General features: G+C 63.2%; 13 protein-coding genes and 1 tRNA gene. 10 read left to right on the top strand and 4 right to left on the bottom strand.

Translation table 11 applies throughout. The features are described from left to right. Positions 1 to 77 precede the first annotated feature (77 nt). The 4 genes from AC2YJX_RS23065 to AC2YJX_RS23050 form a co-directional block, all read right to left on the bottom strand. A complete protein-coding gene (locus AC2YJX_RS23065; RefSeq protein ID WP_487257377.1) occupies positions 78 to 1,319 on the bottom strand; it encodes a GGDEF domain-containing protein in 1,242 nt (413 codons plus the stop codon). 247 nt (positions 1,320 to 1,566) lie between these two features. Further along, entirely contained in the window at positions 1,567 to 2,445 is an 879-nt protein-coding gene (gene rarD / locus AC2YJX_RS23060; RefSeq protein WP_487257376.1) for an EamA family transporter RarD, read from the bottom strand. Positions 2,446 to 2,573: 128 nt separating this feature from the next. Continuing rightward, positions 2,574 to 3,668 (bottom strand): redox-regulated ATPase YchF, encoded by a 1,095-nt coding sequence (gene ychF / locus AC2YJX_RS23055; protein WP_121421105.1) that lies wholly within the window; start codon positions 3,666 to 3,668, stop codon positions 2,574 to 2,576. Positions 3,669 to 3,751: 83 nt separating this feature from the next. Further along, positions 3,752 to 4,621: an MOSC domain-containing protein gene (locus AC2YJX_RS23050; protein WP_487257375.1), complete on the bottom strand. Its 870-nt coding sequence runs from the start codon at positions 4,619 to 4,621 to the stop codon at positions 3,752 to 3,754. Between the two features lie 90 nt (positions 4,622 to 4,711). Between AC2YJX_RS23050 and AC2YJX_RS23045 the strand changes: the two genes are divergently transcribed. The 10 genes from AC2YJX_RS23045 to AC2YJX_RS23000 all read left to right on the top strand — a co-directional run bounded on the left by AC2YJX_RS23045 (position 4,712) and on the right by AC2YJX_RS23000 (position 15,226). After that, the gene (locus tag AC2YJX_RS23045) at positions 4,712 to 5,845 is read left to right on the top strand and encodes an FAD-dependent monooxygenase (protein ID WP_487257374.1); all 1,134 of its coding nucleotides are present in this window, start codon (positions 4,712 to 4,714) and stop codon (positions 5,843 to 5,845) included. A gap of 53 nt (positions 5,846 to 5,898) precedes the next feature. Further along, positions 5,899 to 6,627 (top strand): DsbC family protein, encoded by a 729-nt coding sequence (locus tag AC2YJX_RS23040; protein ID WP_055393390.1) that lies wholly within the window; start codon positions 5,899 to 5,901, stop codon positions 6,625 to 6,627. Positions 6,628 to 6,705: 78 nt separating this feature from the next. Then, positions 6,706 to 8,511 (top strand): M61 family metallopeptidase, encoded by a 1,806-nt coding sequence (locus tag AC2YJX_RS23035; RefSeq protein ID WP_487257373.1) that lies wholly within the window; start codon positions 6,706 to 6,708, stop codon positions 8,509 to 8,511. 115 nt (positions 8,512 to 8,626) lie between these two features. After that, positions 8,627 to 9,406 carry an enoyl-CoA hydratase gene (locus tag AC2YJX_RS23030; RefSeq protein WP_176886979.1) on the top strand — a complete coding sequence of 260 codons (780 nt, stop codon included), beginning with the start codon at positions 8,627 to 8,629 and terminating at the stop codon, positions 9,404 to 9,406. A gap of 25 nt (positions 9,407 to 9,431) precedes the next feature. Beyond that, positions 9,432 to 9,508 (top strand) — tRNA-Met (locus AC2YJX_RS23025). Between the two features lie 207 nt (positions 9,509 to 9,715). Continuing rightward, on the top strand, positions 9,716 to 10,168 hold the full coding sequence (locus tag AC2YJX_RS23020) for a hypothetical protein (RefSeq protein WP_487257372.1): 453 nt from the start codon (positions 9,716 to 9,718) through the stop codon (positions 10,166 to 10,168). Between the two features lie 106 nt (positions 10,169 to 10,274). Further along, entirely contained in the window at positions 10,275 to 11,618 is a 1,344-nt protein-coding gene (miaB, locus tag AC2YJX_RS23015; protein ID WP_306554604.1) for a tRNA (N6-isopentenyl adenosine(37)-C2)-methylthiotransferase MiaB, read from the top strand. Positions 11,619 to 11,640: 22 nt separating this feature from the next. Then, a complete protein-coding gene (locus tag AC2YJX_RS23010) occupies positions 11,641 to 13,104 on the top strand; it encodes a sensor histidine kinase (RefSeq protein WP_487257371.1) in 1,464 nt (487 codons plus the stop codon). A gap of 55 nt (positions 13,105 to 13,159) precedes the next feature. Further along, positions 13,160 to 13,780, top strand: coding sequence for a hypothetical protein (locus tag AC2YJX_RS23005; protein WP_121508598.1), 621 nt, complete (start codon positions 13,160 to 13,162; stop codon positions 13,778 to 13,780). Between the two features lie 30 nt (positions 13,781 to 13,810). Continuing rightward, the gene (locus tag AC2YJX_RS23000) at positions 13,811 to 15,226 is read left to right on the top strand and encodes a sigma 54-interacting transcriptional regulator (RefSeq protein ID WP_055395011.1); all 1,416 of its coding nucleotides are present in this window, start codon (positions 13,811 to 13,813) and stop codon (positions 15,224 to 15,226) included. Positions 15,227 to 15,316: the final 90 nt, after the last annotated feature.

Raw genomic sequence — 15,316 nt, 5'->3', positions numbered from 1 at the left:
GGGGGATGGAAACAGGCGTTCAGTGTGAACACCGAAGGCCGCTTGTCAACCCGGCCAGCACAAACAACGGCCAGCAGCTACAGGAAAGCGTTGCTGCTGGAGATCGACAAGTCCGACAGCTGCGAATCGCCTTTGGCAACGGGCTCCTCGACCACCACCTGGTTGCGCCCGCCTTCCTTGGCCATGTACATGGCGGTATCGGCCCGCGAGAAGAACTCCAGCACCGACTCGCCCAACACATACTGCGTCACCCCGACCGATACCGTCACCCGGCCCTTGAGCAATCCGGTCCAGGCATGGGTTTCCACCTGCGCGCGAATGCGCTCACAGGTATTGAGCGCAGGCAGCAACGAAGTGCCAGGGAAGATGAGCAGAAACTCTTCACCCCCATACCGGCCAAACACGTCGCCCCCGCGAACGCCCTGCTGCGCGATGCGCGCAAAGGTGCGCAGCACCTCGTCGCCCCCCAGATGCCCCAGCTCATCGTTGATGCGCTTGAAGTGGTCAATGTCCAGCACGGCCAGGCACAACGGGATGCCACTTTCGTCGGCCAGCTGTTTTTGCTCTTCCAGCGCGGCCAACACGTAGCGGCGGTTGAAGCATCCCACCAGCGGATCGCGCTGGGCGTCTTCCTGGATGTTCTTGATCTTGCGGCTTGCATGGTAGAGGCTGCGGTACAGGCGCTGCACCCGGCCCATGAGAGCAATGAAGGCGGGCAAAGAAACCGCCAGAGCCACCCAATGCAATGCCTCCAGGCGCAGCAGGGCGTTGTTCTGCTGCTCCAGGTAGTGCAGCCCCACCACCCCGGCATAGAGGCACAACATGCAGGCCGCCAGTGCCAGCAGGGTGGGCCGTGGCACAGTGAAAATGCCATAGGCCACGGCCACAAAGGTGAATGGCGCCAACAGGATTTGCGTAACGGGCGCCAGGTAGACAATGCCGAGCATGCACGCGAGCGCTGTAGCCACCATGGCCAGCTTCAGGTGCCGATGCCGCACATTTTTGTGCAAGCCCGTGTTGAAAATGCCCCAGAAGGTCGCGCAGACCACCGCCACCAGCACGCCCAACACGGCGAGCACCTGAAGTTCCACCATGCCCAGCGCACAAAACCCTAGCATCGCCAGCGCATAGAGCCCCATCAGACCTGCGGCCAGCAACCATTTTTCGCGCGCACTGCGCCCACTGCGGGGCCCCATTCCATCCAGCGCGCGGCGGGCCGGGCGCACCATGGCTGAAGACGAGTCATCGAACTCCATGACAGCGTCGGACAGGGGAAAGGCGTCCGTCGCCGAAAACGGATTCTTGCGACCAAAAAACATGTGGAGGCAGGCCTGAGCCCGGGTTCGTTCGGGTGATGCTTCACCGAAATGCGCAGGCTGCAGGCACCAACACCCGGCAGACGAGCCCGCGCATCTTACGCAGAACTGACACCGTCGCGCTCCGTGTTTTCCAGTAGCGCCACCAGCGGCGCAGCAAATCTGTGCAATGAATGCGACGCGAGCCCCATCGGAAAGACTCCCAGCCCCTGGTCCCACGCATGCAGTGCGGGGAGAACTCGGCCCTTCTTCAGGCCACTACAACCCGCCGACGCGTCCACCAGCCTTCCATGCTGTAGACCAGCAGCGCCGCCCAGATCAAGACAAACCCCACCAGGCGCGCTGGCTCGAACGGTTCATGGAACAACCACACGCCCAGCGCAAACTGCAGGCTGGGCGAGATGTACTGCAGGATGCCCAAGGTGGACATCGGGATCAGGCGCGCACCCGCCGCAAACAGCAGCAGCGGAACTGCCGTCATGGGGCCCGCAAGCAGCAGCCAGCCGACGGTGGCGGGCGTGCCCTGCACCAGCGCACCCTGGCCTTGCCACGCCCACCAGCCCAGCACAACGGCGGCCACCGGCGCGAGCACCAGCGTCTCCAGCGCGAGACCCTCCAGTGCGCCCAGCACAGCAACCTTGCGCAACAACCCATAGAAGCCAAAACTCAAGGCCAGCACCAGTGCAATCCAAGGCAGGCGCCCAGCCTGCACCGCCAGCCACAGCACGCCAGCGGCCGCCACGGCCACCGCCATCCATTGGCCCGAGCGAGGCCGCTCACGCAGAAATACAAAGCCCAGCGCGACGTTGACCAGCGGAAGGATGAAATAGCCCAGGCTAGCGTCTACCACGTGCTGGTTTTGCACCGCCCACACATAGGTAAGCCAGTTGCCCGACAGCAGCATCGCAGACAGACCAAATGCCGCCAGCACCTTGGGCTGGCGCAGCACGGTCCCCATCCACGACCATTGCCTGCGCACCATCAATACGCCAAATACAAACACCAGCGACCACAGTGTGCGGTGCATCACCACCTCCAGCGAGGGCACGTCTGCCACCTGCTTGAAATACAGGGGGAACAGGCCCCAGGCGATGTAAGCCAGGGCTGCGTAGAGGATTCCAGTGTTCATAGAAATCGATGCTCAGGGGGATGCGTGGACACACCCCTGCCAAACGGTCGTAAAAAATCCCTGCATGCCAGGGGCCCTGCAGGGATGCGGGCCACCGGGCCATGACCCGATGGCGTTTTCAGTGATTTTTAGACGTTGAACAGGAAGTTCAGCACGTCGCCGTCCTTGACCACGTATTCCTTGCCTTCGGCGCGCATCTTGCCAGCATCCTTGGCGCCCTGCTCACCCTTGTAGGCGATGAAATCGTCAAAGGCAATCGTCTGCGCACGGATGAAGCCGCGCTCGAAGTCGCCGTGGATCACGCCGGCCGCCTGGGGTGCCGTGTCACCAATGTGGATGGTCCACGCGCGCACTTCCTTCACACCCGCAGTGAAATAGGTCTGCAGGCCCAGCAGCTTGAAGGCGCCCCGGATCAGGCGCGCGAGGCCGGGCTCGGTCTGGCCCATTTCGGCCAGGAACATGTCACGGTCTTCGTCGCTCATTTCAGCCATCTCGGCTTCCATCTTGGCGCAGATGGCCACCACGGGGGCGTTCTGGCTGGCGGCGTAGTCCTTGAGGCGGTCGAGGAAAGGGTTGTTCTCAAAGCCGTCTTCGCTCACGTTGCCCACGAACATTGCGGGCTTGGCGGTGATCAGGCACAGGGACTTGAGCAGCGGCTGCTCTTCCTTGGTGATCTCGACCGAGCGGGCGGGCTTGCCTTCATTGAGCGCAGCCTGGATGCGCGTGAGCAGCGCCACCAGCTTGGCGGCATCCTTGTCGTTGCCCGACTTGGCAGCCTTGGTGTAGCGATTGAGCGCCTTTTCGACGGTGCCCATGTCGGCCAGGCACAGCTCGGTCTGGATCACCTCGATGTCCGAGATCGGGTCCACACGGCCAGCCACGTGGATCACGTTGTCGTCTTCAAAGCAGCGCACCACGTTCACGATGGCGTCGGTTTCTCGGATGTGGGCCAGGAACTGGTTGCCCAGGCCTTCACCCTGGCTGGCACCGGCCACCAAACCAGCGATGTCCACAAACTCGACAATGGCGGGCACGATGCGCTCGGGCGAGATGATCTGGGCGAGCTGCTGCAGGCGGGGGTCAGGCACTTCCACCACGCCCACGTTGGGCTCAATGGTGCAGAACGGATAGTTTTCGGCGGCGATGCCGGCCTTGGTCAGCGCGTTGAAAAGGGTGGACTTGCCGACGTTGGGCAAGCCCACGATGCCGCATTGGAGGCTCATGGCAGGGCTTTCTGGATTTCGGAGACAAACCGCCGATTTTACGGGCCAGCCAGCTATCACCCTTTCACGCCGTGTTCACACCGTCAGTCGAAGCGCAGATTGGCCGCCACCCGCTGACCCACGCGCAGCATCTGGCCCGCCCCCTGGCGCACGATGGCATTCATTCCGAACGTGATGGCGCCATCGAGCCGTTGGTCCTTCCGATAGGTCCGCAGGGTATCCCCCACCGATGGGTTGCTTTCGGCTGTCGCGGGGTCGATGTCAGGAATGGGGCACCGCGAACAGGGTTTGACGGGCTGAAGGTGGATTTCACCCTCTTGCGCATCCACACGCACCAGATCCACTCGGTCCTCGTCGTGTGCGTCCACCCCGGCCATGACCACATTGGGCCGAAACCGCTCGATCCCCGCGGCGGCATGGCCTGCAGCCTGAAGTCGCAGGTTCAGCTCATCCATCGATGTCTGGCTGGCGAGCAACAAGGGAAAACCATCGGAAAACTGGTTCGGCGCCTCGACACCGCCCGTCCACTCCATGCTGGACAAGCGGCGGTATTCCGGATCAAAACGGACAAGGCGGCACGGCTGGCCGAGGAAATCCGTAAACCACTGCGCCGCCACGGCACCCATGTCCCATGCGGGCACCGTGTCCCGCCACACGGTCACGGTGGCGGGCGCCTCGACCGCATCGATGGCCACATGCAAGGCCAGCATGCCAGGCGCACGCAGCACCATCTCATCAGCTTTGAGCTGCGGGCGAATCAGCGCCATGCGCGGCAGCGTGCGCTGGGTTACAAACATGCCCTCAGCGTCTACTACCATCCAGGCACGGTCCAGATCGAGCCCCGTATCGGTGAGCAAGGCCTGCTGCACTTCAATGCCAGCACACGACTTGACGGGATAGACAAACAGGCGCGCGATGGTGCCCGACAGATCGGAATCAGGGTGGAAACTCACGCGAAGGTGCTCCTCAAAAATGACCAGTTGGACAGCGAGTCCGATTTTGCACCGCGCCCAAGGGCCCAGGCCCGCTCCTACAATGCCGCCATGGCCCAAACCTTTGATATCTGTATTCGCGGCACCGGCATTGTGGGCAAGACGCTGGCACTGCTGCTGGCCCGCGAACGGCTGAAAGTGGCCCTGCTACCTGCCCCCGGCCCGAAGCCCCCCGCAGCTGCCGATGTGCGGGCCTATGCGCTGAACGCAGCATCGCGCAAACTGCTGGAATCGCTTCGCAGCTGGCCCGGTGCAGAGCACGCCACAGCCGTGCGATCCATGCAGGTACAAGGAGACCGGGATGGCGCCGTGCATTTTGATGCGGCCACCCAAGGGGTGGAAGCCCTGGCCTGGATCGTTGACGTGCCCGCCCTGGAGGCCCGCCTCGCCGAAGCTCTGCGCTACCAGCCCCAGGTGGAAATGGTCGATGCCCCCGTGCCGGCGGCACTGACCGTGGTGTGCGAGGGCCGCGCCAGCAGCACGCGCGAAGAGTTTGGTGTGGATTTTCAGGTGACGCCGTATGGGCAAAACGCCATCGCCACCCGATTGCAGTGTGAACGCGCCCACGAACAGGTGGCACGGCAATGGTTTTTGCCCGACGGCATCCTGGCTTTTTTGCCTTTGGGCGGGCCGCAGGGGAACTCCGTGGCGGTTGTCTGGTCCGTCTTGCAGGAACATGTCGCGCCGCTGATGGCCTTGTCCCCTGAAGAATTCGCGCAGAAGCTCCACATGGCCAGCCGGGAATCCCTGGGGTCGCTGACGCTCAGTGTGGAACGAGCAGCCTGGCCCCTGCAGCTTGCAAAAGCAGACCGCTGGTGTGGCAGCTTGCCATCCACCGGAAAAAACCCACGCAGCTGGGTGCTGGCTGGTGACGCGGCGCACAACGTGCATCCGCTCGCAGGCCAGGGGCTGAACCTGGGACTGGCAGACGCGCAAGCCCTGGCCAGCGCGCTGCATGGGCGCGACTACTGGCGCAGTGTGGCTGATGTACGTTTGCTGCGGGGCTACGAGCGCGAGCGCAAGGCAGCCCTGCTGCCGATGGGATTGGCGACGGATGGCCTGCAACAACTCTTCTCCCGCCAGGAAGGGCCCCTGCAGGCGCTGCGCAACTGGGGAATGAAGGGCTTTGAACTGAGCGGCCCACTGAAGCACTTCGTGGCCCGCCAGGCCATGGGAAATTACTGACCACACCGGTGGCCGCCCTCTGGAAGCCACCAGACCGTTTTAACGAGAACACCATGAAACTGATTCCCACCCTGCTCGCTGCCGCCGCGCTGGCCTCCGGCTTTGCCGCCACCGCACAAGAAGCAGACATCCGCAAGGCGCTCGCTGAACGCATTCCCCAAATGGACAAGATTGACGAGGTGCGCCCCACCCCCATGAAAGGCCTCTACGAGGTACGCATCGGGACGGACCTTTTCTACACGGACGCCAAGGGCAACTATGTGATCCAGGGTGAACTGATCGATACGAAAGTGCGCCGGAATCTGACCGAAGACCGCATTGCAAAGCTCACAGCCGTCGAGTTCTCGGCACTGCCCCTCAAAGACGCCTTCACCATTGTGCGCGGCGACGGGAAACGCAAGTTGGCCGTGTTTGAGGACCCCAACTGCGGCTATTGCAAGCGTTTTGAACGCGATCTGCAGAACGTGGACAACGTGACGGTGTATCTGTTCCTGTACCCCATCCTCAGCCCCGACTCTGCGGAAAAATCGCGCAACATCTGGTGCTCCAAAGACCAGGTGACGGCCTGGCAGGATCTCATGGTGCGCGACAAGCCTGTGCCTGCAGCGAGCTGCGATACCAGCGCCTTGCAGCGCAACCTGGCATTTGGCCGCAAGCACAAGATCACAGGAACGCCTACGCTGATTTTTGCCAACGGCGCCCGCGTGCCCGGGGCCATCGGCGCCAAGGAAGTGGAAAAGCGCCTGGCCGAGGCCAGCAGCGAAACCCCTGCCGCCAACTAATACGCGTTTTGCATGCGCGCAGGCCCCGCTCCCACGGGCCGCGCCATCTGACCACAAGGCCCGAACCTGCAGTTGCCCATGCCCTCAACCCGCAAGCCAGAATCCGCCGCCATTCACTACCACGTTGAGCCAGCGGACCTGCACGGTCATCTGTTTCGCATTGCACTGACGATTCCCCACCCTGCAGCGCAGCAAGAGGTCTCGCTGCCGATCTGGATTCCGGGGAGCTATCTGGTGCGGGAGTTCTCCAAAAATCTGCAAGAGCTCAAAGCCCACCAGGGCACGCGGGAAGTGAAGCTCACGCAACTGGACAAGCATCGGTGGCAAGCTGAATGCAGCCCCAACAAGCCCCTTGTGCTGTCCTACGCCGTCTGCGCCTACGACACCTCGGTGCGCACGGCCTGGCTGGACGCATCGCGCGGGTTTTTCAACGGCACCAGCCTGTGCCTGCGCGTGCAGGGCCAGGAAACGCAGCGCCACACGCTCGATATTGCCAGCACGCCTGCTACGGCCACCTGGTCAGTGGCCACCGGCTTGTCCCCCGTCAAGACAGACAAGAAGGGTTTTGGTCTCTACGCTGCGGCGAACTACGACGAGCTGGTTGACTGCCCGGTGGAAATGGGCCTCTTCTGGACCGGCCGCTTCACGGCCTGCGGCGTTCCGCACCGCTTTGTGGTGGCTGGTGCCGCGCCCTCTTTTGACGGTAAGCGCCTGCTGGCAGACACCCAGAAGATCTGCGAGACCGCAATCCGCTTCTGGCATGGTGAAGGCAAGGCGCCTTTCAAGAGCTACCTGTTCATGCTCAACGCCGTGGGCGACGGCTACGGAGGGCTGGAGCACCGCAACTCCACCGCGCTCATCTGTGGTCGGCGCGACCTGCCACGGGTCGATGAGGCCCGCACTGGTGATGGATACACCACACTGCTGGGCCTGATCAGCCACGAGTACTTCCACGCGTGGAACGTCAAGCGGCTGCGCCCCGCCGATTTTGCCCAATACGACTACACCTGCGAAAACTACACGGAGCTGCTGTGGTTCTTCGAGGGCTTTACCAGTTACTACGACGATTTGCTGCTACGCCGTGCAGGGTTGATTGACGACGCTGCGTACCTGAAGCTCATCACCAAAACCATCAACCAGGTGCTTCAGACACCAGGCAGGGCCGTGCAGACCGTGGCGCAAGCCAGCTTTGACGCCTGGGTCAAGTACTACCGCCAGGACGAAAACACCCCCAACGCGACGGTCAGCTACTACACCAAGGGCTCGCTGGTGGCCCTGTGCCTGGACCTGGCCCTGCGCCGCGAAGGCAAGACCAGCCTGGATGAGGTCATGCGCACGCTGTGGCTGCGGTGCCAGGGCGGCCCGATGTCGCAAGACGATTTGCTGGCAGTATTGAAAGAACTGTCCGATCGGCCCTTCGATACAGAACTGGCGCGGTGGGTGCACAGCACCGCAGAACTGCCGCTGGCAGAGTTGCTGGAAGCCAACGGCGTTTTGCTCAAGGCGGAGACCCCCCAATGGGCGCAGCGGCTGGGGCTGCGGGTGGGAGAAAACCACAGCGTGCAAATCAAGACCGTGCTGCGAGGTGGCCCTGCGGAAAAGGCGGGCATGGCGGCTGGCGATGAGTGGCTGGGCATTGAAGTGAAAGGCCAGGGGTGGCGCATCAGCAAGCTGGAGGACGTGGCGTTCTATGCCGGCACCGAGACATCCTTGACGGCCCTAGTGGCACGGGACGGCCGACTGGTGCGGTTGCCGCTCGAACTGTCGGCCCGCAGTGCGTCCACACACCCTAAGAAGGCCTCCCGCACCACCACCGCCACGGTGCCAGACACGGTGAGCCTGTCGATTGGCAACGCTGCCGCCTTGGGGCGCTGGTTGAACTGAGCCAGGGACATGACACCGGAGCGGTACGGTGTTCTACCTACCAGCGCATAGGTTCGGGCATGCTTGGGTATATTCGTTCGTGCTTTCATAACTACCTATAAACCCAGGAGATTTCATGTCTTACGAAACTATCGAGGTTCGCATTGAGGCGGACAAGGTTGGTATCGTCACGCTCAACCGGCCCAAGCAGCTCAACGCGCTGAACGACCAGCTCATGGATGAGCTGGGCGCGGCACTGAAGGCCTTTGATGCGGACGAAAAAATCGGCTGCATCATCGTCACAGGCAGTGAAAAGGCGTTTGCCGCAGGCGCCGACATTGGCGCCATGGCGAAATACAGTTTCGCAGACACTTACAAGGGCGACTACATCACCCGCAACTGGGAAGCGATCCGCTCCATCCGCAAGCCCGTCATTGCCGCTGTCAGCGGTTTTGCACTGGGCGGTGGCTGCGAGTTGGCCATGATGTGCGATTTCATCATCGCCGCTGAAAACGCCAAATTCGGCCAACCCGAAATCAAACTGGGCGTGATCCCCGGCGCAGGCGGTACGCAGCGTCTGCCGCGCGCAGTGGGCAAATCCAAGGCGATGGACATGGCCCTGACCGGTCGCATGATGGACGCGGTGGAAGCCGAACGTTCCGGCCTGGTCAGCCGCGTGGTGCCCTACGACAAGCTCATGGACGAAGCACTGGGTGCCGCCATCATCATTGCAGGCTTCTCCCAGATCGCCGTGATGGCGGCCAAGGAGTCGGTCAACCGCGCCTTCGAAGGCAGCCTGTCGGACGGTGTGATGTTCGAGCGCCGCCTCTTCCACGCCCTGTTCTCCACCCAGGACCAGAAGGAAGGCATGGACGCTTTCATGAACAAGCGCACCGCGAACTTCACACACCAATAATTTTTGTTCTATAATCTTGGACTGCGGTCGTATAGCTCAGTTGGTTAGAGCGCAGCATTCATAATGCTGATGTCGGTGGTTCAAGTCCACCTACGACCACCAAATCCAACCCACAGTGCCTGCGCACTGTGGGTTTTTTATTGGGCAGCCGCACCTCAAAAATCATAGCTGCCGACGCTTGATGCCATTGGTTTTTAATGGAAAACCGCTGGAAATCCTTTAAAAACAAGCGCGCGCAGCTATTATTTTTGAGAACTGCGGGATTGGCCCCGCTTTTAGAATCGCTGTTTCAGCCCCTGGATGTAAACCATGAACCGCTGCACCACGACTTCCTCGCCTGCTTCCTCCCTCACTTCGCCGACGGCACCCGCGCGAAAGCTCATCGCGGCTGTGGCCTGCGCCCTGCTCTGCGGCACCCTGCCGGTGTCCGCCCAGGTACAGCCCGGGCTTGGCGGCATGCGGACCTTTCCCGATGCGGCCCAGCGCGGCACCCTGACCCTCAACACGGCATCAGAGGCCACGCTCAATGGCCGCAGCATCCGCCTGGCGCCTGGCATGCGCCTGCTAAGCCCTCAGAACACGCTGGTCATGATGCACACGGTGCTGGGGCAGAGCTACAAGGTGAACTACGTGATCGAAAACAGCACCGGCATGCTGATCACCGCCTGGATCCTGACCCAGGGCGAAGCCGAGCAGCCCCGCAAGGGCAGCGACACGGTCGAGCGCAACTACCGCACCGAGTACGACGCCATCCGCAAGTGATGCGTTGACCCATCAGCCGCGCCCTGTGTCCCGGCGCGGCCCTTGAATATTTGCGGCGCGCTGCGGTGCTCCGCCCTTTTTCTTTCTGATTGCAAGAGAGCCTGCCATGGCCAAAAAAGTCTTCATCAAAACCTTCGGCTGCCAGATGAACGAGTACGACTCGGACAAGATGGCCGACGTGCTCCACGCTGCCCAGGGCTACGAGCCCACGCAGAACGTGGACGAAGCCGACCTCATCCTCTTCAACACCTGCTCGGTGCGCGAAAAGGCGCAAGAGAAAGTCTTCAGCGACCTGGGCCGCATCAAGCACCTGAAGGCACGCGGCGTGAAGATTGGCGTGGGCGGCTGCGTGGCCAGCCAGGAAGGCGCAGAGATCATCAAGCGCGCCCCCTATGTGGACGTGGTGTTTGGACCCCAAACCCTGCACCGCCTGCCCGAGATGCTGAACCAGCGCGAGCGCTTGGATAAGCCGCAAGTGGACATCAGCTTTCCTGAGATCGAGAAGTTCGACCACTTGCCGCCCGCGCGCGTGGAGGGCGCCTCGGCCTTTGTGTCCATCATGGAAGGCTGCAGCAAATACTGCAGCTACTGTGTGGTTCCCTACACCCGGGGCGAAGAGGTGAGCCGCCCGTTTGACGACGTGCTGGTGGAAGTGGCAGGGCTGGCCGACCAGGGCGTGAAGGAAATCACCCTGCTGGGCCAGAACGTGAACGCCTACCTGGGCAAGATGGGTGGCACGGCCGAGATTGCCGACTTTGCCCTGCTGCTCGAATACGTGTCCGACATCCCGGGCATCGAGCGCATCCGCTACACCACCAGCCACCCCAATGAGTTCACGCCCCGACTGATCGAGGCCTATGCGAAGCTGCCCAAGCTGGCCAGCCACTTGCACCTGCCTGTGCAGCACGGCAGCGACCGCATCCTGATGGCCATGAAGCGCGGCTACACCGCCATGGAATACAAGAGCACGGTGCGCAAGCTGCGCGCCATCCGACCTGACCTGGCCATGAGCAGCGACTTCATCGTGGGCTTCCCCGGCGAGACCGAAGACGACTTCAACAAGATGATGAAGTTGATTGACGACATCCACTTTGACAACAGCTTCAGCTTCATCTTCAGCCCCCGCCCCGGCACCCCAGCGGCTGGCCTGCACGACGACACGCCGCACGACGTAAAGCTGCGCCGCCTGCAGCACCTGCAAGGCGTCATCAACGCCAACATCAAGTCCATCAGCGAGAGCCGCGTGGGCACGGTGCAGCGCATCCTGGTAGAAGGCGCTTCCAAGCGCGATACCACCGAGCTGATGGGCCGTACCGAATGCAACCGCGTGGTGAACTTTGTGGGTCAGTCACGCCTGGTAGGCCAGATGGTGGATGTCACCATCACCGAAGCCAAGGCCTACACGCTGCGCGGCGAAGTGCTCACCCGCGAGGCGGCAGTCGCAGCCTGACGCGCACCCGGCGCCAGTGGCAATGACGGCAGACACCCCGCCAAGCGCGGATCTTCGCAAGGCCGACGGCCCGCTGCACGGCCTCTCGTTCCAGCAGCTTTTGCTGCTGGCCTTCCTGCTCATAGCGGGACTGCTGGGGGTCAGCTCGTTGCGGGCGCTGTACACCCTGGAACAGCTCATGGCGCAAAGCCGGCTTGGTGCCGCCGAGGCCACCACGCTGAGCACAGCGGCCCAGGCATTGAACCAGCGCGGGCAGGCCCTAGAACGCGCGGCACGCCAGTCCCTGGTGCTGCGGGATGCGCCGCTGCGGCGCAGCTTCAACGAAATGTCCGTAGAGGCACAAGCCGTTCTCGACCAGTTGCACCAGGGCGGCCTTCCCGAAGACCAGGCCAGCCAGTGGCGTGCGCATCTTGACGCCGTGAAGGCACTGCTGGATGCACCGCCGGAACGGGCCCTGGAAAACGAGCAACGGGTAGCGGAAGAATTTGTCACGCTTGAAGCGCTGCATACCGCCATCGTGCAATCGGTCCAGGAGATCAATGCACAACGTAACCGCGCGCTGCTGGACCGGGTGGAAGCGAGCCGCCGCAACGTGACGCACCAGGTGGTAGGGGTGATCGTCCTGGCGCTCGTCCTGGCCCTGGCGCTGGGCATCTGGCTTGCCCGTCCTTTCAAGCGGCTGGAAGGCACGATTCGGCGGTTGGGCGAGAACCAGCTTGAAGCGCCCGTGGTGATCTCCGGCCCCGACGACGTACGCCGCGTGGGGCAGCAGCTGGAATGGCTGCGCCTGAGGCTGCTGGAACTGGATTCGGACAAGGCCCGCTTCCTGCGCCATGTCTCGCACGAACTCAAGACGCCGCTGGCCGCGATGCGCGAGGGCGTGGCGCTGCTGCAGGACGGTGTGACCGGTGAACTCAATGCCGGCCAGCGCGAAGTCACACAGATCCTTCACCACAACACATTGGTTTTGCAAGGGGAGATTGAAGCCTTGCTGCGCTTTAACGCTGCAGCCTTTGAGGCACGCCAGCTGCAGCGGCGCGACACCGATCTGCTCGCGCTGCTGGAAGCCCAGGTGGAAGCCCAGCGGCTGCAATGGCAAGCCCGGGGCCTGCGGGTGCTGGTGGAAGGATCCGCCATCTCTCTGCCCATTGACGCCGACAAAATCGCCTCGGCAATCAGCAACCTGCTGTCCAACGCCATTCGTTTTTCGCCCAAAGGGGGAACGGTGCGGCTATCCCTCTCGCGCCATGCGGGCTGCGTGCGCGTGGACGTTTCGGACCAGGGCCCCGGTGTGGCCCAGGCAGACCGTGATCGCGTGTTCGAACCTTTTTACCGTGGCATCCGCCAGCCGGACGACGCAGTGCGCGGCACCGGCATCGGGCTTTCCATCGTCCAAGAGTACATCGTCGCCCACGGCGGCCAGGTGCGGTTGGTGGAAGATGGCGTCCACACCTTTTTTCGCATGGAACTACCGCATGCTGCCTAGTTGTCTTCCCGTCCACCCCACCAACATGCGCGCCCTGGACTTTCCGGTATGGGTGATGTTGCTGGCTGCAGCCATCACGTTGGCCGGATGCAATGCGACGGCGCCCCAAGCGGTTGCAGCGCCTGTTCCGCCCATGACCGCCCCCACGCCAGCCCCGGTGGCTACGGAATCCCCCAGCCCCAACCCGGCCGCCGCCACCAGCGCTCCTTCGGATGCCATCCCGGTCCTGCAGGTGCTGGCGCAAACGGACCGTACCCTGCGTATGGCCCCCGCAGAGCTGGCCAAAGAGATTGCCCGCCTGGGCGAGGCGGAAGATGCCTCGGTGGAGACCCCCCTACTTCTGGCAACAGCATTGGCCCAGACGCGCCAGCCCGTCGATACGGCCCGTGCCCTGGGCCTGGTGCAGCGGGTGATGAGCAACACCACGGCAGCGGCACAAGCCCTCCACCCCCTGGCGCGGCTGATGGAGTCGCGGCTTCTGCAGCAACGCAGGCTGGAAGACCAGCTGGAGCGGCAGGGCCAGCAACTGCGCGAGGCGCAGCGCCGCAACGACCAGCTCAACGAACGGCTGGAGGCCGTGCGCGCCATCGAACGCAGCCTGACCACGCGCCCGGCCCCGCTTCCTGCCGCCCCCGCCTCGCCCCCGGGCAGTAGCCCCCAGCGCCCCACGCCCTGATCGCTCAGGAAGGTGTCAAAGGAAACCGCCATGGCAGCTGCCCCCACCCCATCCCGCACAACGCCCCGCGCCCGCGTCCTTGTGGTGGACGACGATGCCGACATGCTGCGGCTGCTGTCGCTGCGCTTGCAGGCCGCCGGATACGACGTGGTCGCCGTGGGCTCGGCCGAGGCGGCCTTGGCGCAGCTGGACATGGCACGCCCACAGCTCGTGCTGAGCGATGTGCGCCTACCTGGGCGTGATGGCCTCGCGCTGTTCGACGAAGTGCGTGCGCGACACCCTTCGCTGCCGGTCATCCTGCTCACTGCCCACGGCACCATTCCCGACGCGGTGGAAGCCACTTCGCGCGGGGTGTTCACCTACCTCACCAAGCCCTACGACGGCAAAGAACTGCTGGAAAAGATTGCCCAGGCACTGGCCCTGAGCGCCCCCGCCGTCACACATGCCCACGCCCATGAAGCATGGCGTGCCGACATCGTGAGCCGTTCCAACCGCATGACCGACCTGCTGGCCGAGGCCTACATGGTGGCCCAGTCGGACGCCAGTGTGCTGCTGCTGGGCGATAGCGGCTCGGGCAAGGAGTTGCTGGCCCAGGCCATCCACCGCGCCAGCCCGCGCGCGCGCCACCCCTTTGTGGCGGTCAACTGCGGCGCCATCCCCGAAGCCCTTCTCGAATCCGAACTGTTCGGCCACGTCAAAGGGGCCTTTACCGACGCAGTGAGCAACCACAAGGGGCTGTTCCAGGCGGCGGAAGGCGGCACCTTGTTGCTCGACGAGATTGGCGACATGCCGCCCGCCCTGCAGGTCAAGCTGCTGCGGGTGCTGCAGGAACGCGCGGTGCGCCCCGTGGGTGCCAGCCAGTCGATTCCCATCGACGTGCGCATCATCTCGGCCACGCACCGCGACCTGGAAGCCGCCATGGCCACGGCCCAGTTCCGCGAAGACCTGTACTACCGGCTCAATGTGGTCACGCTGGCGCTGCCCACCCTGGGAGATCGGCGCGAAGACATCGCGCTGCTGGCCAACCACTTTCTCGACAAGCTGGCGCGCAAGTACGACAAGCGCCTGTCAGGCTTTGCACCCGAGGCGCTCAAGGCACTGACCCTGGCCGCCTGGCCTGGCAACGTGCGACAGCTCTACAACGTCGTCGAACAGGTGTGTGCCCTGTCCACCACGCCCCTGGTGCCCCTGACGCTGGTGCAGCGCGCGCTGCGCACGCCATCTACCCAGGTGCTGAGCTTTGCTGAGGCCCGCCAAAGGTTTGAGCGCGAGTACCTGGTGGGCCTGCTCAAGATGACGGATGGCAATGTAGCCGACGCGGCGCGCCTGGCACAGCGCAACCGCACAGAGTTCTACCGACTGCTGCAAAAGCACGCATTGACCCCCGGAAACTTCAAGAACGACGCTGTGGACAACGAAGACGTCGCTGATGAGCGACACGACTAGGTCGTTGATTTGATTCAGTTTTTCTCTAGCGCCTTGCTCCGCCGTCGCCATTCGGCGACAAAAACACTGGATTTCCCCCCTAATCCACGA

The sequence above is a fragment of the Acidovorax sp. SRI_002 genome (genome assembly GCF_057586455.1).
Note: the sequence above shows the minus strand (reverse complement) of the source record. Positions and strands in the feature narration are given on the sequence as shown.

Excerpts from the sequence above, each read along its gene's own strand:
- AC2YJX_RS23065 (WP_487257377.1), bottom strand. The coding sequence starts at position 1,319 with ATGTTTTTTGGTCGCAAGAATCCGTTTTCGGCGACGGACGCCTTTCCC.
- rarD (WP_487257376.1), bottom strand. The coding sequence starts at position 2,445 with ATGAACACTGGAATCCTCTACGCAGCCCTGGCTTACATCGCCTGGGGC.
- ychF (WP_121421105.1), bottom strand. The coding sequence starts at position 3,668 with ATGAGCCTCCAATGCGGCATCGTGGGCTTGCCCAACGTCGGCAAGTCC.
- AC2YJX_RS23045 (WP_487257374.1), top strand. The coding sequence starts at position 4,712 with ATGGCCCAAACCTTTGATATCTGTATTCGCGGCACCGGCATTGTGGGC.
- AC2YJX_RS23040 (WP_055393390.1), top strand. The coding sequence starts at position 5,899 with ATGAAACTGATTCCCACCCTGCTCGCTGCCGCCGCGCTGGCCTCCGGC.
- AC2YJX_RS23035 (WP_487257373.1), top strand. The coding sequence starts at position 6,706 with ATGCCCTCAACCCGCAAGCCAGAATCCGCCGCCATTCACTACCACGTT.
- AC2YJX_RS23030 (WP_176886979.1), top strand. The coding sequence starts at position 8,627 with ATGTCTTACGAAACTATCGAGGTTCGCATTGAGGCGGACAAGGTTGGT.
- AC2YJX_RS23020 (WP_487257372.1), top strand. The coding sequence starts at position 9,716 with ATGAACCGCTGCACCACGACTTCCTCGCCTGCTTCCTCCCTCACTTCG.
- miaB (WP_306554604.1), top strand. The coding sequence starts at position 10,275 with ATGGCCAAAAAAGTCTTCATCAAAACCTTCGGCTGCCAGATGAACGAG.
- AC2YJX_RS23010 (WP_487257371.1), top strand. The coding sequence starts at position 11,641 with ATGACGGCAGACACCCCGCCAAGCGCGGATCTTCGCAAGGCCGACGGC.
- AC2YJX_RS23005 (WP_121508598.1), top strand. The coding sequence starts at position 13,160 with ATGTTGCTGGCTGCAGCCATCACGTTGGCCGGATGCAATGCGACGGCG.
- AC2YJX_RS23000 (WP_055395011.1), top strand. The coding sequence starts at position 13,811 with ATGGCAGCTGCCCCCACCCCATCCCGCACAACGCCCCGCGCCCGCGTC.